The following is a 23,890-nucleotide window of genomic DNA, read 5'->3' as shown; positions in this document are numbered from 1 at the left end:
CAATAATTCTTCTCCCGCTCTTTCGTGCCGGCCCATGGCACGCATATTGCCGAATCAATCCAGTATACATCATTGACTTGCCGCTCTGTCAATCCTTTTCGGGGGAATTTTCCGCATGAACAATCCTCACGTGCTCGTCCCGGCAGTCTTGGTGGCGGCCGTCATAGCGTCGCCGACTTTAGCAGCAAACAAAAATCCAAGGTTTATTCACCCATCCGATTCAACGATGAGTGCCCCGTCCTCCGGCCGTGGGCCGGCCGCCGATTCGGTTTTCACTACCCAGCATGCCATCATGGTCCAGGGCAAAGCCATTCACTACGCCGCGGCCGCGGGCCGTCTTGCGGTCCGGGATGTGAACGACTCGGTTGTCGCTCACCTCTTTTTCACCTATTACGCCCTGCAGCCGCCGCGCGATCCCCGGCGCACTCCCTTGACATTTGCGTTTAACGGCGGCCCCGGCGCCTCATCGATGTGGCTCCATATCGCCGCGGCAGGGCCGCGCCGGGCCCTGCTCGGCGAAAACGGGACCGGCCTTCCCGGGGCCGACACCCTTGTTGACAATCAGTATACGTGGCTTCCTTACAGCGATCTAGTATTCGTGGACCCCATAGGCACCGGTTTCAGCCGGGCGGCGCAGGGCGTTGACCCGGGCCGTTTTTTTTCGGTTGACGCGGACATTAAGATCATGTCGCAATTCATTCAGGCCTTTCTGTCGCGCTACGGCCGATGGACATCCCCCCTGTATCTTGCCGGAGAAAGCTACGGCACCCTGCGGGCGGCGGGCCTCGCCTCCGTGCTGCAGGAGAAGCTCGGCGCGGTCGTGGAAGGGATCATTTTCATATCGTCGGCGCTCAATTTCCAGCTCATCGCGTTCGACCCGGGCAACGACCTTGCCGCCGCGCTTGCCGTCCCTTCCTACACCGCGACGTCGTGGTACCACCGGCGGCTGGGCCCAAAACAAAACGTCCCGCTTGACACCGTGCTGCATTCCGCGGAGCGGTGGGCCATGGGAGAATACCTGCTCGGCCTGTCGAAAGGATCGGCGCTCGCGCCGCCCGGGCGAGAGCGGATCGCCGATTCCCTTGCCGCGTTCTGCGGCCTTTCGCGGCAGTACCTCGCCGCGCACGACCTTCGCATCGATCCCTTCGGGTTTTCCCGCGAGGTGCTTTCGTTCCTCGGCCGCAGAACCGGGATACTCGACGGCAGGGTCGCCTGCCTTCGCGGGCCCGACGATTTTGACGACCCCGCGATGTTCGTGGTGGCCGGACCGCTCACCGCGCTTGTCAACGATTACCTGCGGCGCGAGCTGTCGTACGCGACGCCGCTTGACTATGTGTATTTGTCGGAATCGGCGAACGGTTCGTGGCAATGGTCGGCCCGCCGCGCGCAGGGCTACGCCGACGAGACGCCGTCGCTGCGCGGCGCCATGAGCATCAATCCCCGGCTCCGGGTGCTGGCGGCAATGGGATATTTCGATCTTGCCACGCCGTATCTCTCGCAGCGCTATGCCTTCGAGCATCTCGGCTCCGATAGCGCAATTGTCAAGCGTATCGCCGTGCATTGCTATCCCGCCGGGCACCAGATTTACACCAACCCGCCTTCTCTGGCAAAGCTTTTTTCCGACGTGGCCTCGTTTCTGCGCCCACGGGACTAAAAGCGGCCGCTTAACGACGCGGCGCTCCTGCGGCATCCTCCGCGATTTCCCTGACGCTCTTGCGGATTTTTTCTATCGCTGCGGAGCAGTCGACGCCGTTGTGCCAATCGGGCAACCGCGAATCGACCCTTGCAACCGTTTGGGCCACGCTGTAATTGCTGCGAACGGCAGCAACGTCCTCACCTCCCCGCATGATAAGACAAGCGCCGCCGAGAAAAGGAGCAATACTTTGGCCGTCATCTCGTCTCCTTGCCATATTCTGCCGCGGCAATTGATGTGCCAAAAAAACGCCGTGAGATGGCCTACCTTCCGCTGTTCCTATCCGAGGGCATGGAATTTGCGACACCAAAAGGGATGAACTCATGATGAAAGGAATGGCAACATGAAATCACCGCGGCGTCTGCACATGAACCTCGTGCTCCTGTTGATGCTGGTCCCAACCCTTTTCGCGGCCCCAAAGCCGTCGGACGAGTCCATTACATATTGGGTCAACAGCGTGCTGTGGGACGATCCGCGCGTCTCCTCTTCCGGCATTTCGGTGACTACGTCGGAGGGGATCGTCACCCTTACGGGGACCGTGCGGAACCTCGTGCAGAAGCAATATGCCGAACGCGAGGCGACAAAGATCGCCGGAGTAACGGGCGTGGTCAATAGGCTTATTGTCAAGCCGCCGCCGCGATCCGACATTGACATCCGGCAGGCCATCCGGCGCAGGTTCATTGCGAGCTCGCTCCTTTCGGCCGAGCAGATCGGGGCCTCGGTCGAAAGCGGCGTCGTTGTTCTTTCGGGAACCGTCGCCTCGTATTCCGAAAAAGAGGAAGCCTCTCTTTTGGCCGGCGAGGCGACCGGCGTGTCGGGCATCGACAATGACATCATGGTCGTTTATAAAAAGCAAAGGCCGGACAAGGAAATCCGTGAGGACATTCGCGCCAAACTGGACCGCGACGTCTACCTCGCCGGCCTCCCGGTGACGGTGACGGTCGACCGCGGCTCGGTGCTGTTCACTGGAACGGTCGGCAACGCCTACGAGCGGAACCGTGCCACCGACGACGCCTATGAAGTGCCGAACGTCTCGAATGTCGTGAACGATTTGAAGATTGCCTGGTGGGAGATCAGCGGCACGCGCACCGGCGCGCCCACGCCGTCGGATTCCTCTCTTGCCGCATCTGTCAATAATGAGCTTGAAGCCGATCTGCGCATCAGCGAGCCCTGGGAAGTGCGGGTCAAGGCAGAGGGCGGGCATGTCACGCTTCAAGGCACGCTCCCCTCGCTGCGGCAAGCGATACTTGCGCGGCAAGATGCAATGGAAGTAGTGGGAGTTGCCTGGGTCACCAACCGCATCACGGTAAACGGCGTATGGCGCAATGACCTTGATCTTCTGGAAGACGCCCTTTTTTCAATCCATTCCGATTACGCCTTGACCGGCGACGACATCACCGCCGAAGTAAACGGCGGGACGATAACGATCCGCGGCTCCGTAAAAACACCATTTGAAAAATCACAGGCATATCTGGACGCCGCCGGCGTGCTCGGCGTCCAGAACGTGGTCAACACCATTGCCGTGACTGGCACGGAACCAATCTATTCCGATCAGTCGCTCGCGGCGCATGTAAAGGAGCGGCTCGCGGGAAACGGCGAAACGGCGCCGGTTGCGGGAAGAATTACGGTTGTCGTGAACAACGGCGCCGCGATCATTTCTGGGCGAGTGGATACGTGGGCGCAATACGGAGAAGCGGCGCGCGTCGCTTCCCTCACCGTCGGTGTCCGGAAAGTTGACAACCGCATCACCGTCAAGGGGGCAAATTACCAATGGGAAAAATTCGCGGCGGCTCCACCCGATGTGCTGAGCGAACCAAGGCTTGTCGATCCCTGGCTCGTTTTACGGTATAATCATTAAACCATTTCATGAAGGCCCCGCTATGGTTCTATGGGACATGCTTACCGCACTCTTCATAGGGTTGCTTTTCACCGGGATATTCATTGCCGGTGCCGGAGGGGTGCGAGGCTGGCCGGCCATGGTCGCTGCATTCCTTGAAATTTTTCTGATCGCGTGGGCGGCCGAAAAATGGGTAACTCCCCTGTATGGGGCCGTCCACGGAATCAACTGGTTTGCGCCGGTCATGGCCGGACTTTTCATGGCGCTGGTTCTTGGGGCGACGCTTACCGGCCGTGCACCCAACCGTGCAAATGAAAATTCCATGCGAACGAACACCATGTTCTGGATGTCTGTATTGTTTTTATCCGTGGCCGTCATCTCAGGATATTTTGCATTCTCGGAAAAAAGGCCGCTTGCCAAAGGCGCCATGATCGGCGCGTACGAGCACATTCACGATACCATTACTGTTCCCCGGAATGCGAAATCGGTACGTACGGACAGTGCACGAGCCCAGGACGCCGGCGTCCACGATTCGGCACGATTTTCCCCATGACGAAGCTGTGGACTGAGTAATTTGACAAATGCATGAACATCTCCGCCTCCCCGGCTTCTCATGGCAATTCCCAAAATTGAAAATTAAGCTTGAAAATGAAAGTCTCCAAACCCATCAATGGACGGAAAGAATTCTTGGCCTTTGTTTTGCAATCGTAAAAGACGAGCAATGTTCACGAAACGGTTGCGGCGGGTTGTATCCGACGGAAAAACGATTTCGCGAGCGATTTTTAAAATCAACAAGGAGGGTGTATGAGACTGAAGAGACTTGCACTGCTGCCATTATTCGCATGCTTATTGATTGCAGTGGGAACGGGCGGGTGTCAGAAAAAGGTGACAAAGGTTCAACAGGCATCGCCACCCGTGGTCGAGGCACCCAAGCCCGCGCCGGAGGCGCCGGTTGCGCCCGCACCGGTGGACTCCACGATGTTCAAGGAAGCGGCGCTTGCCGGAGAGCTCCAGAAACAGGCCAAAGAGGCACTGCAGGACATCTACTTCGACTTTGACAAGTCGGTGATCAAGTCCGACGGCGAGAGCAGGCTGACCATCATCGCCAAATTCATGACGGATCATCCGGCAATGCGGATCCTGAGCGCGGGAAACTGCGACGAGCGCGGGTCTGAGGATTATAATCTCGGCCTGGGCCAGCGCCGCGCGCAGGCCGCAAAGGACTTTCTCGTGAATCTAGGTGTGTCTGCAGGCCGCATCGAGGTGGTTTCATACGGAAAAGACCGCCTCGCGGTGACGGGGTGCACCGACGAATCATGCCATGCGAAAAACAGGCGCGACGAGTTCACGGTGTTGCAGGGCCTGCAGCCGCCATTGAGCGAGCGGTAAGGCAAAGCAGTCAAGACAAGGATCGCCTCGGGGGCACGGAGAAAAATGGCATGGCGTTGGAGGCTAAAGGGGGAAAGTTGAAGGTAACCTAGCGCTTTCAACTTTAAGTTTCCAACGTGAACGTGTCTGAATTCTCTGTGTCTCCGGGGTGTTTTTTTTTGCCTATGGCCGAGCCCATGAAGGCATGATGGCCTTGCCGAAGTTCGTGATCCTGCTCAGGTGCGATCCGTCATTGCGCGTGATGAAGATGTCTGTCTTGCCCCCGGTCTTCCACGAAAAGGCGATGTGCGAGGCGTCGGGCGACCATGTGGGGTTTTCCTTCGAGCCCGGGGAAGAGGTTAATTGGACCGGATTTGAACCGTCGGGCTGGATGACCCAGATTTGAAATTCACCTTTTGTCAATGACGTGTAGGCAATCTTATCACCGCGGGGCGACCAAGCGGCCTCGTCCTGATACGGCCCTTCGAAGGTGAGACGGTGTGTATCGGCGCCGTCTGCGTCGGCAACGTATAGGGCAGGGCTGCCCTGGCGGTTGGAGGTGAAGACGAACTGGCCGCCGCTCGGCGACCAGCTCGGCGCGATATCGACCGAGCCGCTGCCGATGATCTTTTTCATGTCGGAGCCGTCCCTGTTGCAGGTGTAAATGTCCATGCAGCCGTCTTTGGCCCACGCAAATGCCATAACGCCTGTGACGGCGGAGACGGCCGCCGTCGTCTCCATGTAGCGGCTCGGCAAGAAGGGGTGCTGCATTCCCGTGGCAAGCGAACCGATGAAAATCGCGGCCTGGCCGCGGCTGTATGACGTCCACACATACGTCGCCGAATCGGCGAATGAGGGCAGGATGTTGAGGCAGTTGCATGAGGTGAGGTGCCTTCTGTTGAAGCCGTCGTAATCCATGATCATGAGGTTTTTGGCGCGGCCTTTGTTCTTCACGCAAAGCATTTTGCTTTGGAAGAATCCGCTGTCGCCGAACAACCGCCGCACCATCTCGTCACCATAGCAATGCGTCATCTGCCGCAAACCGCTTGTGTCCCCGTCAAAAGTGCGGTTGAGCAGGACTTGTCCCGGTGCCTGTAAAAAGAAATGCAGGCGCACGCCGTTTCCCTTCACCGCATAGTCGCCGTTGACATAGAGCACAACGCCGTTTTTCGCAAAGAGCGCGGAGTCTGGCCTAACCGTCTCGGTGACAACGAAGCGGCCGGAGAAGCGCAGATCGGCGGCAAGCACCTTCCATGGTTCGTTTTTCCTCAGTGTCGCGGCAGATGCCGGTTGGAATTCAACCACGCCAATGGCGATGCTATCCGCGTTTTTCGCATATGATTCGAGAGTGATCTCGGTTGCAAAGCAGCTTCCCGCCAATCCGCACCACGCCGCGGCGGCCATTATTCTTTTCATGGTTGTCCCCGCGGGCTCAAGTAATGCTAGGTATACCGAATGTCAAGTCTGTTGCCGGAAAAGCCCAGCGGTAGTTGCCCAAAGGGCGCAGCCGATGCAATGGCGGCCATTGCCAAATTGTCAAGCAATGGAATGCCAGACGAAGTGGTGATGGCCGCCGGCGAAATCCGGCCGTCCCCGGATATGGTGAAGGTGACGACGACCGAGACCTCGTGGCCGGTGAGGTCGTACGGCGGCCTCCAATGCTCCTCCACCTTGGAGACGATATGCTGAATGTACCAGTTATATTTGAAATTCCGGCCCGCCGATATTTCGGAAACCGGATGCGGCTTAAGCGATGATAATAATTCCGAAAGTTCTTCATCCGATTTCTCCTTGTCTGTTTTCGCCTGCGCCGCCCCCATCCTGCTTGACTTCTGGGGAACGGGTTCATGGCTTTTTCCGGACGTTTTTTCTATTACTCGGCCTGCTGCGCCATGCGGCGCTCCGCGTCCGCAACGGTTTTCGCCGAAACAAGCTCAAAGGTCGGCGGCAAGTGAAGGGCACTCTCCGGAAATAACGGCCTTAACAAAATAGGAACAATAATCAACACCGCCGCGTGAAATACAATTGAAAAGGCCACAAACGGTCCCGTCCCGCCGTCGCCTTTTTTTTCCCGCGGCGAACGAGGGGACCATGATACTACCCCTTCAACCGCAAGAATGCTCGTTCGATAACAGCAATCAAAGTGCCATGGTCGGCCAAGCCGTCAAGGCTGATTGGGGAAATTCGCAAATACGGAATCAGAATTAAGAATTTACCCTAAAGCCGCAACGGGCTTATAATTTCAGGCGGAGTTCAACGGCATGAATTTTGCCGTTGTCACAACCTTATGTCAAGTTCCTCGGGCTGTTCCACGGGGTAATTCCTTTGCGGAGGCCACATGACGGGAAATAGAGCATCGGGCTCGGGTGACAGACGATTCCGGTGGCAATTGTTTCTGATCTTTTTAGCCGTGGCCGTCCTTTTCTCTGAAACGATGGGCCTTTCCGGCTGGCTCTTGGTTCTCAGGAATTTCGTCCTTGAGGAAGGGAAAATTAGTTATATGCTCTTTATCGTTTTGTACGCCGTGACGTCTCTTGCGATGGTCCCGGGAACGGGGATGACCCTTATCGCAGGATTTCTTTTTCCCCCAGCTGCCGCAATAGCCGCTTCAAGCGTCGGCGGCCTTGCCGCGGCGGCGTGCGCCTTTTGGATCGCCCGAAGGTTCGCTTCCAAACGTGTGGAGAATTGGCTGCATGGCAACGCAAAATACGAGCGGTACAATTCATATATAAGAAGGCATGAGACCACAGTTCTCATATTGTCAAGACTCATGCCCTTCTTCCCTCACGTGGTATTAAATTACACGTTCGGCCTGAGCAGAATTCCATTTTGGTCATATTCGTTCTGGACATGGCTTTGCATGCTTCCCGGCACCGCGATGTACGTTCTCATCGCACACGGCATCGGTTCGAGCCTGCTCTCGGGCCATATTCTCTTCGCTTTCCTGCTTTCGCTTGGGCTTGCGGCGATGCTCGTCTGCCTTGCATGGTGACATCATGCGACGATATGGCCGCATGAAAACTCGCGGCGCGGCATGAATTTTGCAAAAACAGAATTGTTATTTCACCTTGATCCTGCCCTTGATCGCAGGAGCATCGGCCATGTTGTTCAAATGTTGTTTTGCCGGCGCAGTGCTTTGTTGGGTACTGGAAATTGACGTGGCGCGCCAGGACCACCCTTTTTCACCGGACACCGTGCTGACGCTGAAGCAGTGCATCGATGCGGCGCTCAAGCACAACACCGACGTGGTGAAAGCGGGGTTCAGCCGCACCGGCGGCGCTCAGGCATGAATAGCGCCGAACGGCGTGCTTTGCGCGTCACGGACCGGCATTCCTATTTTTGAAAATCCATTCTTGCAAATAAGAATCATCATCGGCAAATAAGTCCGCTCATAATCGGACAAGGAGTTCTGCGAGAACAACCTTTGGCCTTCTTTTTGCGTTGTATGAGGACATTAAAAAAAGCCGCATAAAAATCTCTAAAAAATGAGGGCCCCATGAAACAATTAACATTGTCAAGCTTGTTTATCGTCTCCGCGGTCTATGTCTTTTCGATGTATTCCTCCCTGTCGTGTTCATCTTCGGAATCCGGAAAGTCATCGGTTCCCAGCGTTTCGACAAAGTCTGGTGAGGGAACGGCCGGGAAGGCCTTCGCCAATGAGTCTTTCAAGACGGTGTTCGCGGACATAGCCGCAAAGGTGACGCCGAGCGTGGTCTCGGTCCTGCTCACGAAAATCGACACCGTCACCTATATGCAAAACCCTTTTTACAATTTTTTCAGCGACAGCTTTTTCAACAGCCCGTTCGACTTTTTCTTCAACCAGCCGCAGCAGCCCCGCCGGAAAAAGCAGCCCGAAAGAAGGGAATTCAGGCAGGAGCACGCCCTCGGCTCCGGCGTGATCGTGTCGCAAGACGGGTACATTCTGACCAATTACCATGTGGTCTCCGGCGCGGACGAGATCAAGGTGAAATTGTCGGACGAGCGGTCGTTCGAGGCGAAGATCATCGGCACCGATTCGCTGTCCGACGTCGCCGTGATTAAAATAAAAGAGAAGGTAAGCCAGCTTCCCGTCGCCGATCTCGGCGAGTCCTCGAAGCTCAGGCCGGGCGACTGGGCGCTGGCCATCGGCAACCCGTTCAGCCTCACCTCCACGGTGACGCTCGGCATCATCTCGGCGCTCGGCCGCGAGGTGGGCTCCACCCTCTACCAGAATTACATTCAGACCGACGCGGCCATCAATCCGGGCAACTCGGGGGGCGCGCTTGTCAATATCGATGGCCAGGTGATCGGCATCAACACCATGATCTTTACCGAAACCGGCGGCTTCATGGGCATCGGATTTGCCGTCCCCATCGACATGGCGCGCAAGGTGATGGACGACCTCATCCGCACCGGCAAGGTGTCGCGCGGCTGGATCGGCGTTTCGATCCAGAACCTCAACCAGGCCACGCGCGACGCGCTTGACCTCAAGGAAAAAGGCGGCGTCTTGATAGGTGATGTTTACAAGGGGCAGCCGGCGGACAAGGCGGGCATACGGCGCGGCGACGTTATCCTCTCAATTGCGGATAAGGCCGTCGGTTCCGCCAACGCACTCAAAAACATCGTTGCCGACCTTTCGCCCGGTAAGACGTATCCCGTCGTGGTGTTTCGCAACGGCAAGCAACTGTCGCTTTCGATCACTATCGTTGAGCGGAACGAAAAGGAGATTGCACGGCTCGCATCGGCAAAAGGGCGGCAGCCCGAAGGCGGCGCTGTTGAAAAGGAGAAACGGCTCGGCCTGTCGGTGACGGACATAACCGACGACATCAGGAAGAAATACGGTCTCACTCCCGGTGAAAAAGGCATCGCAATCGTTTCGGTCGACCCGCGCGTCACCGACGCGCGTGAAGGGCTCAAGGAGGGCGACGTCATTCAGCAGATCAAGGTCAAGAACACCGATTTTCAGCCGGTGGCTTCGGTGAAAGAATTCGACCAGATCATTGAAAAGATTCACAAAGGCGACCCGGTCATGCTGTTGGTACTGCGTGAAGCGACAACATTCTTTATCGGCTTTACGGTGGAATAAACCGCGGCTCACGGCAGGGTTGAGCGTGCGATGAATTTTCGATCATTCAAAGCACGCCGCCGATAAGCGAGCGGCCGCGTCAATAGACGCGGCGAGTGAAGACAAAGGAGAATAAAAATGAAAGCGATCAGGATAAACGAATTCGGTTCTCCCGAGGTGATGAAATACCAGGAAGTCGCGGAACCTGCTCCCGAAGCCGGGCAGGTTCTGGTGAGAATAAAGGCGGTGGGTGTCAATCCGGTGGAGGCGTATATCCGCTCCGGCGGTTATGCCCGCAAGCCCTCGCTCCCCTATACGCCGGGCGCGGACGGCGCGGGCGTGGTTGACGCAGTGGGAAAAGACGTGACCGGGTTCAAAAAAGGCGACCGGGTGTACACGTCGGGCTCGGTGACGGGAACCTACGCCGAGGCCGCGGCGTGCGAACAGCGCCACGTGCATCCGCTGCCGGGCCGCATCAGCTTTCAGCAGGGAGCGTGCATCGGCGTGCCGTACGGAACGGCGTTTCGCGCGCTGTTCCAGCGCGCCCGCGCCGCCGCGGGTGAAACCGTGCTCGTTCACGGCGCAACCGGAGGGGTAGGCATCGCCGCGGTCCAGATGGCGAAGGCGGCCGGGTGCCTGGTGATCGCCACGGGCGGAACGGAGCGCGGCCGCGGCCTGCTTTCCGCGCAGGGAATCAAGCACGTACTCGACCACACCGCTCCGGGCTACCTCGACGCGGTGGCGCCGCTCACCGGCGGCCGCGGCGCGGACGTGGTGCTGGAAATGCTCGCGAATGTAAACCTCGCGCGCGACCTCACGGTACTTGCCAAGAACGGCAGGGTCGTGGTGATCGGCAGCAGGGGCGCCGTTGAGATCGACCCGCGCGACCTTATGGCGCGCGACGCGTCGGTCCTGGGCATGACGCTGTTCAACGCCTCGGCCGCGGACATCGCCTCCATCCATGCCGCGGTCATCGCGGGGCTGATAAACCAAACGTATAATCCGGTTGTCGGAAAGGAAATCCCGTTAAAAGATGCGCCGGCGGCGCACAAGGCGGTGATGGACAAGGGAGCGTACGGAAAAATTATTTTAATTCCATAGCGGGACGTTCCCAAATAAATGAAAATGCCGGAAAAAAACGGTGATAAAAACCCCGATCACACGGTCAAGCATCGAACATATCAGGCTGCCCTTTTCCTTTTTTCTGCTGCCGATATTCCTGCTGGCGCTGGTTTCGGCGGGGGCATTCGATCCCGTCAAGGCATGGATTGTTTTCTTCGTCCTGCATTTTCTCCTTTACACGGCATCAAACGGGTTTAATTCCTTTTATGACCGCGACCGGGAAAGCATCGGCGCGCTCAGGCGGCCGCTGCCGGTGGCGCCCGACCTCTTATGGTTTTCCCTAGCCCTGGATGCGGCTGCGGTTCTTGCCGCCTTTTTTGTCGGATGGCGCTTTGCCCTCGGATGCTTTATCTACGGACTGGCATCAAAGGCGTACAGTTGGAATACGGTAAGGATTAAAAGGCATCCGGTCGTCGGATGGCTGTGGGCGGGAATTGGCCAGGGCACGTTCACTTTTTTGCTGGTTGTCCTGTCTGTCAATAATATGCAGGTTCGCGATCTGGCGATATTCAGATTCTTGTTTCCCGCAACGGCGACAGGTCTTTTTCTCCTCGGCATTTTCCCCCTTACCCAGATTTACCAGCACCGCGAGGACGCACGACGGGGCGACGTTTCGATAAGCCTTTTTCTCGGCATAAAAAAAACCATGACGCTCGCCGCGGTTTTGATGGCCGCGGGTTTGACCGGTTTCTTTTATTTTTTCCTGGCTTCATTTGGTGTCGCGCCGGCTGCATGGTTTGCCGTCGCGTCTCTGCCGGCGGCGATTTATTTTGTCTTTTGGTTTTTCGCCGTGCTCGGCGATGAGAAGCGCGCCGATTTCGACCGCACCATGCTCATGAACCTGATTGCTTCAGGGGGTCTTAACCTCTGGTGCGTCGCGATGCTGCTTCTGGAAGCACACTGACCATTGGCCCGGCTCAGAAAGGTTTTCTATGAAAGAATATGTCCGTTGCAAATCGTGCGGCTTTATAATGGAAAAAGGAAAGCTTCACGGCAAGTGCCCGGCCTGCGGCGTGGGCGAAAAGATGTTCGAGCCGTATTCGGAGAAAATTTCCCCCATGAGAAAGTTCGTCCTGTCGCTCGACATCCATCCCGTGATGGTTCACTTTCCGCAGGCGTTCACCGCCGCCGTTCTGCTGATGTCCCTCGTTGCAACGGTCCTTCACGGCGCGGTCCGGGATAACGTCGCGGCCACCGTCATGGTGCTCGGCGCCCTGCTTCCCGTCACGGTTGCGCTTGCTTTCTGCGCAGGCCTGCTCGACGGAAAAATCCGCTTCCGGCGGGTGACCACGCCGATCCTGGTAAAAAAAATGACGGTCGCCGCCGTGTTTTTCGTCCTCTCCTGCGGCATTGCCGCAGTCGTGCTTTCGCGTCCGCTTACCGGAGGCATGCTATTGCTCGTGGCTGCTTTAAGCGCCTGCGCCCTTGCCGCGGCGTCGTATCTCGCCGTTCTCGGGGTGAGCTTGCTTAATGCGAAATTTCCCGGCTGACGGATTTTTCACTTTTAACGGGAAGGCCCAACTCTGTATATCCTCTCCGTGCTCTCTGTGTCTCCGTGGTGAAATATTTTCCTGATCAACCGTAAGATGCCAGCGACCCGACGATCACCGTGCCGAGAATGCTTGCCTGGAAGAGGTACATGGAAAATGACGCGGCCCTGAAATTGACTTGCGGCAATATCGCGGCGGAAAGAAAGTAGGCGCCGCCGGCCGCGCAGGTGCAATACACCCACCAGATCATCGCCGTTTCGCCATTAAAGAGCGGAAAGGCCAACGCGCAGGCCGACGCCGCCGCCACCCAAACCAAAACGGAAATCCGTGTCAACCGGTCTTTTTCCGACCTTATCAGGGGAACAAATCCCGCCGCTTCATATTCTTTTCCGTATTTCACCATCAGCAACTGAAAATGGGCAACCTGCCACGAAAACATGAAAAGGGAAATCAGGGTGCATTCGGTGACGATAGCCCCCCCCGCCGCGGTGTACCCTATCACCGGCGGGAGCGCGCCCACCAGCGCGCCCAATAAAACGGCGAATCGTGTTTTCGGCTTAAGCGGGGTATAAACACCGTTATACCACGCGAGGGTCGCAAGGCCGAGCAGGCCCGCAAGGGCCGTTGTGCAGAAAAGCAGGCCCGCGCCGGCAAGCCCGCAGGAAAAAGCGACCCTAAGGGCCGCCGCGGAAGTGATTTTTCGCATCGGTAAAGGCCGTGATTTCGTGCGCCCCATCCGGACGTCATAGGCGGATTCCTGGACCTGGTTGACCGCCGAGGCCGCGCACGCAAGGAGGAACACGCCTGCGAAGGCGGCGAGCGCGCGCCATTCGGTCCGCCGGCTGAACAGCACGTATCCGGCGACCGCGGAACAGGCCACGGCGAGCGAAAGCAGGGGACGCACCAGCGCGGCGACGGAGTTAAATGACAAACGGGAAACCGTCATTTGAGGCCCTTGATGTACGCGATGATCTGTGAAATTTCCTGGTCGTTTACGAGGTCTTTCGTGGGCGGCATGGTGTTGGGGAACCCCGACACAACGTCGGCGCCGGGGTCGGCGATCGACCGGTACAGATACGCGCTGTCGGCCGTTACGGCGTGTTCAACGCCGGCGGTGGCCACGACCACCTTCGAGCCGAACAGGCCTTTCAACGAAGGTCCCACCATGAGGGTGCCTTCGAGCGAATGGCACGAGATGCACCCGCGCTCGAACAGGAGCCGCTCCCCCGCCGGCATGTTCGCGTAGTTCACGTTGCCGAGCGGGATGCTCTTCCCCTTGAGCCAGTCGTCGAACTGGCCGGGAAGCACCACGTACAGCCGCGCGATCATCGACGAATGTTTTCTGCCGCAATATTGCGAGCAGAGAACGTAATGCGTTCCCGGGGTCGTGGCGTTGAACCACACGTACGTTTTCATCCCCGGCACCGCGTCCTGCTGGATCCGAAACGCGGGCACGTAGAACCCGTGGATCACGTCGGCCGAGACAAGCTCGCACCGCACGTTTCTTCCCATGGGCACCACCAGATCGGCGCTCTTTTTCCCATTCGGGTACTCGAAAAGCCACGACCACTGGCGCGACAAAACCTTTACACAAAAGGAATCCTTCGGCGCCGCGCGGAGGAAGCCGAACCCGGTGAGCCCGTAGAAGAACATGGTCATGACGATGAGCGTCGGCACGATCACCCACAGCGCCTCGATGAGGCGGCTCGCGGGCAGCTCCGACGGCACCGGGTTGCGCGATGCGCGGTACCGCACCAGGAAATATGCCATGAAAAACACGATGAGGAAAAACAGCAATACCGAGACCGCGAGGATGTAGATGAGCGCGCCGTTGACGATGCCGGTGGAGGTCGCCATTGAACCCTACCTCGTGAACACGTCGGAAAAGGTGAGCCCGATGAATATGGCGAGCGTGATCATGGCGATGGGCACGATGAGCCGTATGATAAGGCGGCGCTCGTACCAGAGCTGCATGAAATAAAATATCACCAGGGTCGACTTGACAGCCGCGATTGCCAGGCACACCACCACCGCGATTTTCTGCAGATTGAGCCCGGCCACCGCCACGGTGAGCGCGGTAAAGGCGATCAGGGCCGCCCACACCCCAATAAGGCCGCGCAGGCCGGTTTCCTTCAGCAACCCGCGCGATGCTAGTGAGACTTGTTGATTTTCCATTTTCATCCGCCCTAAATGTGTGAAACAAACATTGTCATTCCCGCGAAAGCGGGAATTCATGGCTGAAATTTCAAATGAGAAGATGGACTCCCGCTTCCATAGAGCTAACGCGCCGCGCGGGAGTGACAGCATTCCCTACTTTGAGTTATTCAAGGTCCTCATTCTATTGCCTTTTCTGCGTCCTTTGCGGCGAAGTTTTTTCATGTTATCAAATAAAATAGCGGAAATAAAAATATCCAGATAATGTCCACCAGATGCCAGTAGAGCCCCGCGTTCATGAGATACACGGGCCGCGACGCGTTTACCGTGCCGCGCAGGACCCGGCCGAGCATCACCGAAAGCACAACGATCCCCACGATCACGTGGAGGGCGTGCAGGCCCGTCATCATGTAATACAGCCCGAAATACAGAATTTCCCCTTTGGGAAGGCCGAGAAGGTGCGCGGCGCCGGGAAATAGGCCGTGATGGAACTTTGCCGTCCACTCAAAGGCCTTTACAATAAGGAAACCGCACCCGAAACCGATGGTGGCCAGAAGATACGCCGCGGCGGCTTTTATCCTTCCCTCCCGTAAAAACAGAATGGCGAGCGCCACGGTAAGGCTGCTCGTGATGAGGATGCAGGTGTTGAGCGTGCCGAAAAACCGCGACAGCTCCGTTGATCCGGCGTGGAAATCCGCCGGGTGCGTGAGCCGGTACATGGAGTACAGCAGAAAAAGCCCGCCGAACAGGATGAATTCCGTGGCGATGAACAGCCACATCCCCACGCGCGCGCCGGCAAAGGTGTCTTTTTCGGCGTTCATGCGGCGCCGTCTTTCTTTACAAAATCGTAAGGGCCCTTCGTGATGACCGGGATCTCCTCGAAGTCTTCGTGTCCGGGCGGCGACGGCAGCGTCCATTCGAGCGTGGCGCCTCCCCAGGGATTTGCCGGCGCCTTGGGGCCCGCCAGCATTCCTCTTATAAGGTTTGCGGCCATGAGAACGAGACCTGCCACCATGATGAACGACCCGATGCTCGCGAACAGGTGAAGCCCGGCAAACTGCGGAAGATAGGTCGCGTAGCGGCGCGGCATCCCTTCCCAACCCATGATGAACATGGGGAAATAAAACATGTTGAAGCCCACGAATATGATGAGCCACGACACCACCGCGGGCATCTTGGCGTACATCCTGCCGGTCATTTTCGGGAACCAGTAATGGATCGTGGCGAACAGGCCGAAGCCCATGCCGCCGAAAATGACATAGTGGAAATGCGCCACCACGAAGTAGGTGTTATGGAGCTGGACGTTCGGCGACAGCGCTCCGAGAAAAAGCCCGGTGAGCCCCCCGATGGAAAACAGGAAAATGAACGCCAGCGCGAACAGAAACGGCGGCTCCACCTGGATCGAGCCCTTGTACATGGTGGCGAGCCAGTTAAACACCTTGATCGCGCTCGGCACGGCCACGAGAAACGTGAGGAACGAGAAGATGATGCCGGCGGTGTCGCTTTGTCCGCTCACGTACATGTGATGGCCCCACACGAGCGATCCCACGCTCGCGATGGCGAGGCTCGAAAACGCGATCATCTTGTATCCGTAAATGTTCTTCCGCGAAAAAACCGGGAAAATGTCGGAGACCACGCCCATGGCCGGGAGTATCATGATGTAAACCGCAGGGTGCGAGTAAATCCAGAACAGGTGCTGGTACAGGAGCGGGTCGCCGCCCTTTGACGGATCGAACACGCCGATGCCGAACAGCCGTTCCACGAGCACGAGCAGCATGGTGACGCCGATGATGGGCGTGGCCAGGATCTGCACCCACGCGGTGGCGTAGAACCCCCACACCGAGAGCGGCATCCTGAAAAACCTCATGCCCGGCGCCCGGAGCTGGTGCACCGTGGTGACGATGTTGATGCCGGTGAGGATCGACGACATGCCGAGCACGAACACCGCGAACACCGCGACCGGCACGTTTACCGTGGTCTTGAGGCTGAACGGAACGTAGAAGGTCCAGCCCGTGTCCACCGCGCCGCCGCCGAAGAACACCGACACCATGGCGAGCAGCGCGCCGGTCACGAAAAGGTACCACGTGAACAGGTTGAGCCGGGGAAATATCATGTCGCGGCCGCCGATGAGGATGGGAAGAAAAAAATTCCCGAAGATGGTGGGCACGGCCGGGATGACCACCAGAAAAACCATGATGATGCCGTGCAGGGTGAACGCGGCGTTGTAGCGCTGCGGCGTGAGCAGGTGGCTGCCCGGAAGCATGCTGATGCGCATGATGACGCCGATGGCCACGGCGACGGAAAAAAACGTCATGATGCACACGAGGTAGAGGATGCCGATGCGCTTGTGGTCGGTTGACAAAAGCCATTCTATGGCGCGGGGAAGGTTTCCCCTGCGGGCAAAATACGGAACAGGGGTGCCTGCGGGACGTTCGCCGCTGGTCATCGGGGGCCTTTCGCTGCGCGCTTCCTGCCGGAGGCGATAAGGTACGCCACGAACATCGCCACGATGAGGAAAACGACCGTCGCGCTCACCTGAAGGACGTTGAACACGAACCGGTGGCTTTTGGGATCATAACTGAAACAAGCGCGCAGCACCCGCGCGATGGTGGGCTGGACGGCGCCGCTTGATGCCTGCATCAGCGACAGGGTGATGTCCATGGGAAGAAAATCGGTGCCCATGATGTAGCGCACCACCTTTCCCTGCGGCGACAGCACGACGAGGCCGAGCGGGTGGTCGAATTCGTTTCCCTTTTTTACAAACCGGAAGCCCACCGCGTTCGTGACGCGTTTGATGCTCGGGCCTGCGCCGGTGAGAAAATGCCACCGTGTTTTGGAAAGAGGTCTCTGGAGCGACTCAAGCGCGATGGTTTTGGCTTTTGCCGCGTCCGCCGGCGTTTCTGTTTCGTCAATGCTGATGGTGACCACGTTCGGCGCCGTCCCCGATGTGTCGCCCATGGCGCCCAGGACCCGCGCGATGCCGGTGAGGAGCAGGCCGCAGGCGTCGGGGCACCGGTAATATAATAAGGAAAGGACCGTGGGCCCCTGCATGACGTCTTTGAGCCGCACCGTGTCGCCCGCCTCATCGATAAAAGGAACATCGAGCGGAACCATGCCGCCCGGCTTTTCCTCAAAGCCCATGGTGCCGGACAGCGGCGATTTTTCCACGGTGTCAAGGTGAATCAGGGAATCTTTGAGCACAACATTCGAATCCGGCGCTTTATGAACGTGCCCGCCGTGCGCCATGACCGGCGATGCGAAAGCAATCGCTGCGACAAGCAGGGCAATTGCAAGGCGTTTTATCCTTAACGAAGATTTTACAACAGGTTTCATCATGGCGATTTATCCCAGGATTATCTCGGCACGGGAGGCGCGCCGGGCCCAACGTTGACGGACGCGGAATCATGCCTTGGTTGGACGCTCCCGGCCTGCGCCGTATCGTGCCGGCCGGCGGGTGCGGCCGGGCGGACCGCGGCGGGCGACGACGCGGGCGCCTTGACCTTCAATCCGCGCCCGTATATGATCCCCGACCCGAAATATCCCAGCCCGACCATGGCGATGAACGCGACGGTGTAAAGGACGGTCATCGTCATGGTATGGAGCTTGATTTCGCTTCCCAGGATTATGCCGGCGCCGATCACCACGAGCGCGACGGAAGCGAGGGTCATCTTGATCATGATCGGCACGAACAGGGTGGCATGGTAGAAATGGATCCAGTCGATCACGCCGAGCATGATGGTGGGAAATACGAAAATGAACGCGAGGATCGAGGCGTGCCGCGCGGTGAGTACGAATTCCTTGCGCTTGAAGAACACGGCCACCAAAAAGAAAATAAGGGCGCCGGTCACCAGGCCGATCGGCATGTGCGTTATGGGAGAATGGAGCGGCTCCCTGAAACCGATTCTGGCAAGAAAGGCATAGAGATCATCAATCATCGCCACGCTCCGGTTGCGGACATCTGACGCTTCCCCGATAAAAAATATATTCCGGTGTCAGGTGCGGCCCGTCATTAGAAAATGACGGGATAAATTTTAAACCATTTTCACGGTGCGAAACGGTTTTTCAGCACACTACGGCGGGCGAAATCCCGTCCAGCGATTCGCATCCCGTCATTTTCATCGCCCGGGCGAGGTCGTCCCTCAAATACTCCATTTGCATCCTCACGCCGTTTGCGCCGCCGCCCACCGCGGCGCGGACGATGTCGCGTCCGACAAGGACGGCACGGGCGCCGGCGGCCAGCATCTTCAATACATCGTACCCGGTGCGTACTCCGCCGTCTGCCAGGACCATGATCTTCCCGCCCACCTCCTGGGCGATCGCGGGCAGGACCTCGGCCGTTCCCGGCGTATGGTCGAGCACCCTGCCGCCGTGGTTCGACACCACGATCGCCGCGGCACCGGCGTCAAGAGCGTTTTGCGCGTCTTCGACCGACATGACCCCCTTGATGATCACCGGCAGGGCCGTTGCGGCCACCAGTTCTTTTAAGTCAAGCATGCTTTTCCGGAACACGGGCTGGTGATGGCGCGCCATGGCACTGGAGCCATAGCCGTCGATATCAACGCCCACCGCCGCGCACCCGGCCCGCTCCGCCTTCCGGAAAAATGAGATGACGGTCGCCTGGTGCCGCGGCTTGACAATTTGTACTCCCCACCCGCCCTCGTTTGCGATCGCATCGATGCCGAACGCGTTTTCGAGGGAGTAATTGAATGAGTCGCCGCGCCATCCCAGGGTGCCCGCCATTTTACAGCCCGTGACGACGGCGCGGCACAGGTCGGGCTCGGTGATGACGCTGTCACCGCCGAAACTCTGGTTGCCGCTCACGCTGGCCGCCATGACGGGCATGGAAAGGCTGCGGCCGAAGAAATTGAACCCGGTGTCGGGCGTAAAATCCCGGCCGATGAGGCTTGACTTAAGGCAAATCGCGTCGAGCGCCTTGATGTTGTTGGCGAACGACGCGCCGCTGCCGATGCCGCCGATGCCGACGGGGCTCCCGTAACTGTGCCCCTGGCACAGCCGGATGTCCTGGCCGTCGCAAATCCGGTACACGCCGCAAATGCCCTTGAGCTTGGCCTTTGCAGCCTCGCGGACATCCTCAAGAGAAAGAATTTTGTCGGGCATAATTGATCACCTTTATTAAAGTCTAACAAAAATTGCGGCAGAAAAAGAGATTGTTAAAATTGCTTAATCAATAGGCAACTTAGTTTTCGTGTCATTCCCGCGAAAGCGGGAATCCATTTCAGAAGTTTCATAAAAGAAGATGGACTCCCGTTTGCGCGGGAGTGACGGTTTTCCTGACAAAATGAACTTTTAGAGACCCCTATTGATTGTTTCTGATGTTATCCTTCATGTTTTCCGCGCTCACAGCGGCAACCCATCACAGCATCATTCAGGTTATTCATCTTTGTTCAATTTTCACATATTCCCGCGGCCGCGGACCTGTATACAGGCATTCGGGCCTGAACAGGCGGTTGTCTTTCCGCTGCTCGAGAATGTGCGCGAGCCACCCCGCCGAGCGGGCCATGGCGAAAATGGGCGTGAACAATTGCCGCGGTATCCCGAGCATTTCGTACACGCCGCCGGAGAAAAAGTCCACGTTGGGATACAGCGGCTTTCCTTTCTGATCCATGCGCTGCCTGAAGCTTTTCTCGAGCGCGAGTAAAATTGACAAATGCCTGTTGCCGCCTTTCCTTTCGGTCAATTCCCGCAAATAGCCCTCCATGAGGTGCGCCCGCGGGTCCTTGACCCTGTATTCCCGGTGCCCCATGCCCATTATTTTTTTCTTTTCGGAAAGCGTCTTGTCGAGCCATGGCTCCACCTTGTCAATGCCGCCGATCTCATCAACCATTTCCATCACCTGTTCGTTGGCGCCGCCGTGCAGCGAACCGCGCAGCGACCCGATGGCGGCCGAGATGCTGCTGTAACAGGTGGAAAGGCTCGACGCCACCACGCGCGCGGTGAAGGTCGATGCGTTGAACCCGTGCTCGGCGTGGATGATCATGCATTTGTCCATGACGGCCGCCTCGTAGGGCCGCGGCTCCTCTCCGCGCAGCATGTACAGGAAATTCGCGCCGTGCGCAAGGCCTGGCCGCGGCGCGACATAGTTTTTTCCCTCCTTGAACCGCTGATACGCGGCAATCACGGTGGGGAGCTGGGCCACCTGGTGGAGCGTCTCGCGGCAGTTGCAGGTCGCGGAATGTTTTATCTTGTGCGCGACGTAGCCGCTCAGGTACGACATCACCGACTGGAGCAGCTCCATGGGATCGCCCGACTCGGGAAAGTTGCGGATCATGTCTTGGATCTGCGGCGCTATGTCCCTGCCCGAGCGGAAGTTTTCCTTGAACGCGGCAAATTCCGCCGGCGTGGGAAGTTTTTCGAACAAGAGCAGATATACGGTTTCTTCGTACGTTGAATTCCTTGCGAGATCATCGATGCCATACCCTCTGTAAAGAAGCCTTCCGTTTTGCCCGTCGATCTGGCATATCGTTGATTCCCCGGCAATAACGCCTTCAAGACCTTTTGCGTAAGCGGTTTCGGTCATGGGCTTTTCCTTTTTTAATGATTGTTGAATTAGTGCAACGCTGTCGTATCACTGCTTCTTCCCTACTGGCGGCGCGTGCAAGGAGCGTTTGTCAACATCGAGCGCGGCCTCGCGCAGCGCCTCCGACAGCGTCGGGTGCGCATGGACCGTGCGGGCGATGTCCTCGGCGCTGCCGCCGAACGCCATCACCGAGACCGCCTCGGCGACGAGCTCCGAGGCAACCGGGCCAACAATGTGCACCCCGAGCACCGCGTCGGTCGCGGCATCGGAAAGTACCTTGACAAAGCCGTCGGTCGCGCCCATTGCCGAGGCCCGGCCGTTTGCCCTGAATGGAAAACTACCGGCCGCAAATGCGATGCCGCGCTCCTTTAAATTTTCCTCGGTCGCGCCGACAAAGGCTATTTCGGGCGATGTGTACACAACGCCGGGGATTGTGGCGTAATCGACATGCCCGGCTTTTCCCGCAATGGTTTCGACGACCGCAATGCCCTCTTCAAACGCCTTGTGTGCGAGCATTGGACCGGGAACGCAGTCCCCCGCCGCATACACACCGTCGCATGCGGTCATGCCCAGCTTGCTTATCGGGATGCACCCGGTTTTTTGGTCAGGGATGATGCCTATTTTGTCAAGGCCCAGGTTTTCGGTGTATGGTCTGCGTCCCACAGCGACCAGGACCTTGTCGGCGGCGACGTCGCCGACCATGTTGTTCCAGCGGACGGCAAGGTGCATCCCGTCGCCGCGCATTTCCTCGCCTTCAACGTTTGCTCCGGTCATCACCGCAACGCCCTGCTTGTTCAACACACGGGCAAGCAGCCGCGCGGCCTGGCCGTCCCATCCCGGCAGCAGCTGCGGCATCAGCTCGATGATGGTCACCTTCGCCCCCAGCCTGGACCAGACGCTCCCCAGTTCCACGCCGATCGCCCCGCCGCCGACGATCGCGAGCCTTGCGGGTACCTTGTCAAAGGAGAGCGCGGCCGTCGAGTCGACAACCGTCGTGCCGTCGATGGGAACCGAGGCAAGGCCGGCAGGTGCGCTTCCCGCGGCAATGACGATTGCGCGTCCCGCCGTAATGGCATAGGTTCCGCCTGCGGATTCGATCGCCAGCTCACGCGGGCCCGTGAAACGCGCCGCTCCATGGACAAAATTGATGCGGTTGGCGCGGAACAGGGTTTCGATGCCGCCCGTCAATGCGGCCACAACGCCGTTCTTGCGCGCCATCATGGCCCCAAGGTCCAAGGAAACGTTTCCTGCATTCACGCCGTGGGCGGAAAGCACGTTTTTCGCCACGTCGAACAGCTCGCTCGAATCGAGCAGGGCCTTTGACGGAATGCACCCGACGTTGATGCAGGTCCCGCCGGCTGTTTTGCTTTTGTCAATGACCGCGGTCGAGAAGCCGAGCTGCGCGGCCCTGATGGCGGCGCAATAGCCTGCGGGGCCCGCGCCGATGACGAGGATGTCGTAATGCGTTTGCGCGTTCATGGAGTCAGCTTCACATTTCGAGCAGCAAGGTATCGGGATCTTCCACAAACTCCTTTACCTTTACCAAAAAGCCAATTGCATCTTTTCCGTCAACGATCCGGTGGTCGTAGGTGAGCGCGACGTACATCATGGGCCGGACAACCACCTCGTCGCCGACGGCGACCGGCCGCTTTTTTATCGTGTGCATGCCCAGGATCGCCGACTGCGGGTACGCGGGCACCGGCGTTGACATGAGCGACCCGAACACGCCGCCGTTGGTGATGGAGAAGGTGCCGCCGGACAGCTCGTCGGGCAAAAGCCGCTTGTCGCGGCCGCGCCGGGCCAAATCGGCGATCGCACGCTCCAGTTCGGCAAAGGTGAGCCTTTCGGCGTTGCGGACCACCGGCACGATGAGCCCGCGGTCCATGGATATCGCGATGCCGATGTTGCAGAAATCGTTGTACACGATTTCGTCGCCCTCCACCTGCGCGTTGAGCTCGCGGTGGGACGAAAGCGCCTTGCAGCAGGCCTTGACAAAAAACGACATGTACCCTATTTTGACGCCGTGCTCCTTTTCGAACGCCTCCTGGAAGTGCGAGCGGATCCCCATTACCTTGCCCATGTCGACCTCGTTGTAGGTAGTCACATGCACCGATTCCAGCCGCGCCTGCACGAGGCGTTCGGCGGTTTTTTTCCGCAGCAGGGTCATTTTCACCCGGGTCTGGCCGGTTTTTGCCGCAGCCGGCGCGACGGCCTGCGGTTGTTGCTTTTCGGCGGCGGCCTGCGCGTCCGCCTTGGTGATGCGTCCGCCCGCGCCGCTGCCCGGCAGCGCCGAAGGCTCGAGCCTGTTTTCCTCCACGATGCGACGCACCGACGGCGACAGCGGCACCGGTGGCTGCGCCACCGGCGATTTTTCCGCCGCGGGTTGTGAAAGCGGCATGGCCGCGGCCGCATCGTCAACCAATGCCACGACTTGACCAATGCGCACCTCCGCGTCCTTTTCCGCGAGGATTTCAATGGTCCCGCCGCTGGTGGCGGGAACGACCACGGTCGCCTTGTCGGTCTCCAGCTCAAAGAGTGGATCGCCTTCCCTGACCGCGTCCCCGTTCTTTTTCAGCCAGTCAACGATAACGCCCGTGCTCACCGACTCGCCCATCTCAGGCACAACGATGTTTTTTTTCATACG

24 protein-coding genes are annotated in these 23,890 nt (G+C 58.4%); 10 read left to right on the top strand and 14 right to left on the bottom strand.

Features of this window, described 5'->3' with window-relative positions; genetic code table 11:
• The first annotated feature begins 115 nt into the window (after positions 1–115).
• Positions 116–1,654, top strand: a complete 1,539-nt coding sequence (locus tag VLX68_14920) for a hypothetical protein (protein HUI93536.1) — start codon at positions 116–118, stop codon at positions 1,652–1,654.
• Between the two features lie 10 nt (positions 1,655–1,664).
• Here VLX68_14920 and VLX68_14915 read toward each other — a convergent pair whose 3' ends face one another.
• Positions 1,665–1,910: a hypothetical protein gene (locus VLX68_14915; GenBank protein HUI93535.1), complete on the bottom strand. Its 246-nt coding sequence runs from the start codon at positions 1,908–1,910 to the stop codon at positions 1,665–1,667.
• 126 nt (positions 1,911–2,036) lie between these two features.
• Here VLX68_14915 and VLX68_14910 point away from each other — a divergent pair, with 126 nt between their 5' ends.
• From VLX68_14910 to VLX68_14900, 3 genes are all read left to right on the top strand, one after another.
• On the top strand, positions 2,037–3,551 hold the full coding sequence (locus VLX68_14910) for a BON domain-containing protein (GenBank protein ID HUI93534.1): 1,515 nt from the start codon (positions 2,037–2,039) through the stop codon (positions 3,549–3,551).
• A 22-nt stretch (positions 3,552–3,573) separates the two neighbouring features.
• Positions 3,574–4,083: a hypothetical protein gene (locus VLX68_14905; GenBank protein ID HUI93533.1), complete on the top strand. Its 510-nt coding sequence runs from the start codon at positions 3,574–3,576 to the stop codon at positions 4,081–4,083.
• A gap of 251 nt (positions 4,084–4,334) precedes the next feature.
• Entirely contained in the window at positions 4,335–4,919 is a 585-nt protein-coding gene (locus VLX68_14900) for an OmpA family protein (protein ID HUI93532.1), read from the top strand.
• A 162-nt stretch (positions 4,920–5,081) separates the two neighbouring features.
• Here VLX68_14900 and VLX68_14895 read toward each other — a convergent pair whose 3' ends face one another.
• Both VLX68_14895 and VLX68_14890 read right to left on the bottom strand, forming a co-directional pair.
• A complete protein-coding gene (locus VLX68_14895) occupies positions 5,082–6,314 on the bottom strand; it encodes a hypothetical protein (GenBank protein HUI93531.1) in 1,233 nt (410 codons plus the stop codon).
• 26 nt (positions 6,315–6,340) lie between these two features.
• Positions 6,341–6,718 (bottom strand): TonB family protein, encoded by a 378-nt coding sequence (locus VLX68_14890; protein HUI93530.1) that lies wholly within the window; start codon positions 6,716–6,718, stop codon positions 6,341–6,343.
• 680 nt (positions 6,719–7,398) lie between these two features.
• On the opposite strand from VLX68_14890, the gene VLX68_14885 reads away from it, so the two are divergent.
• From VLX68_14885 to VLX68_14860, 6 genes are all read left to right on the top strand, one after another.
• Complete coding sequence (locus tag VLX68_14885) at positions 7,399–7,890, top strand: VTT domain-containing protein (GenBank protein HUI93529.1); 492 nt, start codon at positions 7,399–7,401, stop codon at positions 7,888–7,890.
• Between the two features lie 109 nt (positions 7,891–7,999).
• Positions 8,000–8,188, top strand: coding sequence for a hypothetical protein (locus VLX68_14880; GenBank protein HUI93528.1), 189 nt, complete (start codon positions 8,000–8,002; stop codon positions 8,186–8,188).
• Positions 8,189–8,394: 206 nt separating this feature from the next.
• The gene (locus VLX68_14875; GenBank protein ID HUI93527.1) at positions 8,395–9,963 is read left to right on the top strand and encodes a Do family serine endopeptidase; all 1,569 of its coding nucleotides are present in this window, start codon (positions 8,395–8,397) and stop codon (positions 9,961–9,963) included.
• A gap of 117 nt (positions 9,964–10,080) precedes the next feature.
• Positions 10,081–11,043, top strand: coding sequence for an NADPH:quinone reductase (locus tag VLX68_14870; GenBank protein HUI93526.1), 963 nt, complete (start codon positions 10,081–10,083; stop codon positions 11,041–11,043).
• 40 nt (positions 11,044–11,083) lie between these two features.
• Positions 11,084–11,968, top strand: a complete 885-nt coding sequence (locus tag VLX68_14865; protein ID HUI93525.1) for a UbiA family prenyltransferase — start codon at positions 11,084–11,086, stop codon at positions 11,966–11,968.
• A gap of 28 nt (positions 11,969–11,996) precedes the next feature.
• Positions 11,997–12,554 (top strand): hypothetical protein, encoded by a 558-nt coding sequence (locus VLX68_14860; protein HUI93524.1) that lies wholly within the window; start codon positions 11,997–11,999, stop codon positions 12,552–12,554.
• A gap of 85 nt (positions 12,555–12,639) precedes the next feature.
• Here the strand turns inward: VLX68_14860 and VLX68_14855 are convergent, their stop codons facing one another.
• From VLX68_14855 to odhB, 11 genes are all read right to left on the bottom strand, one after another.
• Positions 12,640–13,500, bottom strand: a complete 861-nt coding sequence (locus VLX68_14855; GenBank protein ID HUI93523.1) for a UbiA family prenyltransferase — start codon at positions 13,498–13,500, stop codon at positions 12,640–12,642.
• Entirely contained in the window at positions 13,497–14,411 is a 915-nt protein-coding gene (gene coxB, locus VLX68_14850) for a cytochrome c oxidase subunit II (GenBank protein HUI93522.1), read from the bottom strand. Before coxB ends, VLX68_14855 begins: the two co-directional genes overlap by 4 nt.
• A 6-nt stretch (positions 14,412–14,417) precedes the next feature.
• Positions 14,418–14,729, bottom strand: a complete 312-nt coding sequence (locus VLX68_14845; GenBank protein HUI93521.1) for a cytochrome C oxidase subunit IV family protein — start codon at positions 14,727–14,729, stop codon at positions 14,418–14,420.
• 200 nt (positions 14,730–14,929) lie between these two features.
• Positions 14,930–15,529, bottom strand: coding sequence for a cytochrome c oxidase subunit 3 (locus tag VLX68_14840; protein HUI93520.1), 600 nt, complete (start codon positions 15,527–15,529; stop codon positions 14,930–14,932).
• A complete protein-coding gene (locus VLX68_14835; GenBank protein ID HUI93519.1) occupies positions 15,526–17,154 on the bottom strand; it encodes a cbb3-type cytochrome c oxidase subunit I in 1,629 nt (542 codons plus the stop codon). The genes VLX68_14840 and VLX68_14835 overlap by 4 nt, the downstream gene beginning before the upstream one ends.
• On the bottom strand, positions 17,151–18,044 hold the full coding sequence (locus VLX68_14830; GenBank protein HUI93518.1) for an SCO family protein: 894 nt from the start codon (positions 18,042–18,044) through the stop codon (positions 17,151–17,153). Before VLX68_14830 ends, VLX68_14835 begins: the two co-directional genes overlap by 4 nt.
• A 17-nt stretch (positions 18,045–18,061) precedes the next feature.
• On the bottom strand, positions 18,062–18,643 hold the full coding sequence (locus tag VLX68_14825; protein ID HUI93517.1) for a hypothetical protein: 582 nt from the start codon (positions 18,641–18,643) through the stop codon (positions 18,062–18,064).
• 127 nt (positions 18,644–18,770) lie between these two features.
• Positions 18,771–19,826, bottom strand: a complete 1,056-nt coding sequence (locus VLX68_14820) for an alpha-hydroxy-acid oxidizing protein (protein HUI93516.1) — start codon at positions 19,824–19,826, stop codon at positions 18,771–18,773.
• Between the two features lie 277 nt (positions 19,827–20,103).
• Positions 20,104–21,246, bottom strand: a complete 1,143-nt coding sequence (locus VLX68_14815; protein HUI93515.1) for a citrate/2-methylcitrate synthase — start codon at positions 21,244–21,246, stop codon at positions 20,104–20,106.
• 48 nt (positions 21,247–21,294) lie between these two features.
• A complete protein-coding gene (gene lpdA / locus VLX68_14810; GenBank protein HUI93514.1) occupies positions 21,295–22,725 on the bottom strand; it encodes a dihydrolipoyl dehydrogenase in 1,431 nt (476 codons plus the stop codon).
• Between the two features lie 10 nt (positions 22,726–22,735).
• Positions 22,736–23,887: a 2-oxoglutarate dehydrogenase complex dihydrolipoyllysine-residue succinyltransferase gene (gene odhB / locus VLX68_14805; GenBank protein HUI93513.1), complete on the bottom strand. Its 1,152-nt coding sequence runs from the start codon at positions 23,885–23,887 to the stop codon at positions 22,736–22,738.
• Between the last annotated feature and the right edge of the window lie 3 nt (positions 23,888–23,890).

This window comes from Chitinivibrionales bacterium (genome assembly GCA_035516255.1).
GTDB lineage: Bacteria > Fibrobacterota > Chitinivibrionia > Chitinivibrionales > FEN-1185 > FEN-1185.
This window is presented reverse-complemented; position numbering and strand designations above follow the sequence as displayed.

What these genes read in the sequence shown, in the direction of transcription:
- VLX68_14920 (HUI93536.1), top strand. Translation starts at nt 116, where the DNA reads ATGAACAATCCTCACGTGCTCGTCCCGGCAGTCTTGGTGGCGGCCGTC.
- VLX68_14915 (HUI93535.1), bottom strand. Translation starts at nt 1,910, where the DNA reads ATGGCAAGGAGACGAGATGACGGCCAAAGTATTGCTCCTTTTCTCGGC.
- VLX68_14910 (HUI93534.1), top strand. Translation starts at nt 2,037, where the DNA reads ATGAAATCACCGCGGCGTCTGCACATGAACCTCGTGCTCCTGTTGATG.
- VLX68_14905 (HUI93533.1), top strand. Translation starts at nt 3,574, where the DNA reads ATGGTTCTATGGGACATGCTTACCGCACTCTTCATAGGGTTGCTTTTC.
- VLX68_14900 (HUI93532.1), top strand. Translation starts at nt 4,335, where the DNA reads ATGAGACTGAAGAGACTTGCACTGCTGCCATTATTCGCATGCTTATTG.
- VLX68_14895 (HUI93531.1), bottom strand. Translation starts at nt 6,314, where the DNA reads ATGAAAAGAATAATGGCCGCCGCGGCGTGGTGCGGATTGGCGGGAAGC.
- VLX68_14890 (HUI93530.1), bottom strand. Translation starts at nt 6,718, where the DNA reads ATGGGGGCGGCGCAGGCGAAAACAGACAAGGAGAAATCGGATGAAGAA.
- VLX68_14885 (HUI93529.1), top strand. Translation starts at nt 7,399, where the DNA reads ATGCTCTTTATCGTTTTGTACGCCGTGACGTCTCTTGCGATGGTCCCG.
- VLX68_14880 (HUI93528.1), top strand. Translation starts at nt 8,000, where the DNA reads ATGTTGTTCAAATGTTGTTTTGCCGGCGCAGTGCTTTGTTGGGTACTG.
- VLX68_14875 (HUI93527.1), top strand. Translation starts at nt 8,395, where the DNA reads ATGAAACAATTAACATTGTCAAGCTTGTTTATCGTCTCCGCGGTCTAT.
- VLX68_14870 (HUI93526.1), top strand. Translation starts at nt 10,081, where the DNA reads ATGAAAGCGATCAGGATAAACGAATTCGGTTCTCCCGAGGTGATGAAA.
- VLX68_14860 (HUI93524.1), top strand. Translation starts at nt 11,997, where the DNA reads ATGAAAGAATATGTCCGTTGCAAATCGTGCGGCTTTATAATGGAAAAA.
- VLX68_14855 (HUI93523.1), bottom strand. Translation starts at nt 13,500, where the DNA reads ATGACGGTTTCCCGTTTGTCATTTAACTCCGTCGCCGCGCTGGTGCGT.
- coxB (HUI93522.1), bottom strand. Translation starts at nt 14,411, where the DNA reads ATGGCGACCTCCACCGGCATCGTCAACGGCGCGCTCATCTACATCCTC.
- VLX68_14845 (HUI93521.1), bottom strand. Translation starts at nt 14,729, where the DNA reads ATGGAAAATCAACAAGTCTCACTAGCATCGCGCGGGTTGCTGAAGGAA.
- VLX68_14840 (HUI93520.1), bottom strand. Translation starts at nt 15,529, where the DNA reads ATGAACGCCGAAAAAGACACCTTTGCCGGCGCGCGCGTGGGGATGTGG.
- VLX68_14835 (HUI93519.1), bottom strand. Translation starts at nt 17,154, where the DNA reads ATGACCAGCGGCGAACGTCCCGCAGGCACCCCTGTTCCGTATTTTGCC.
- VLX68_14830 (HUI93518.1), bottom strand. Translation starts at nt 18,044, where the DNA reads ATGATGAAACCTGTTGTAAAATCTTCGTTAAGGATAAAACGCCTTGCA.
- VLX68_14825 (HUI93517.1), bottom strand. Translation starts at nt 18,643, where the DNA reads ATGATTGATGATCTCTATGCCTTTCTTGCCAGAATCGGTTTCAGGGAG.
- VLX68_14820 (HUI93516.1), bottom strand. Translation starts at nt 19,826, where the DNA reads ATGCCCGACAAAATTCTTTCTCTTGAGGATGTCCGCGAGGCTGCAAAG.
- VLX68_14815 (HUI93515.1), bottom strand. Translation starts at nt 21,246, where the DNA reads ATGACCGAAACCGCTTACGCAAAAGGTCTTGAAGGCGTTATTGCCGGG.
- lpdA (HUI93514.1), bottom strand. Translation starts at nt 22,725, where the DNA reads ATGAACGCGCAAACGCATTACGACATCCTCGTCATCGGCGCGGGCCCC.
- odhB (HUI93513.1), bottom strand. Translation starts at nt 23,887, where the DNA reads ATGAAAAAAAACATCGTTGTGCCTGAGATGGGCGAGTCGGTGAGCACG.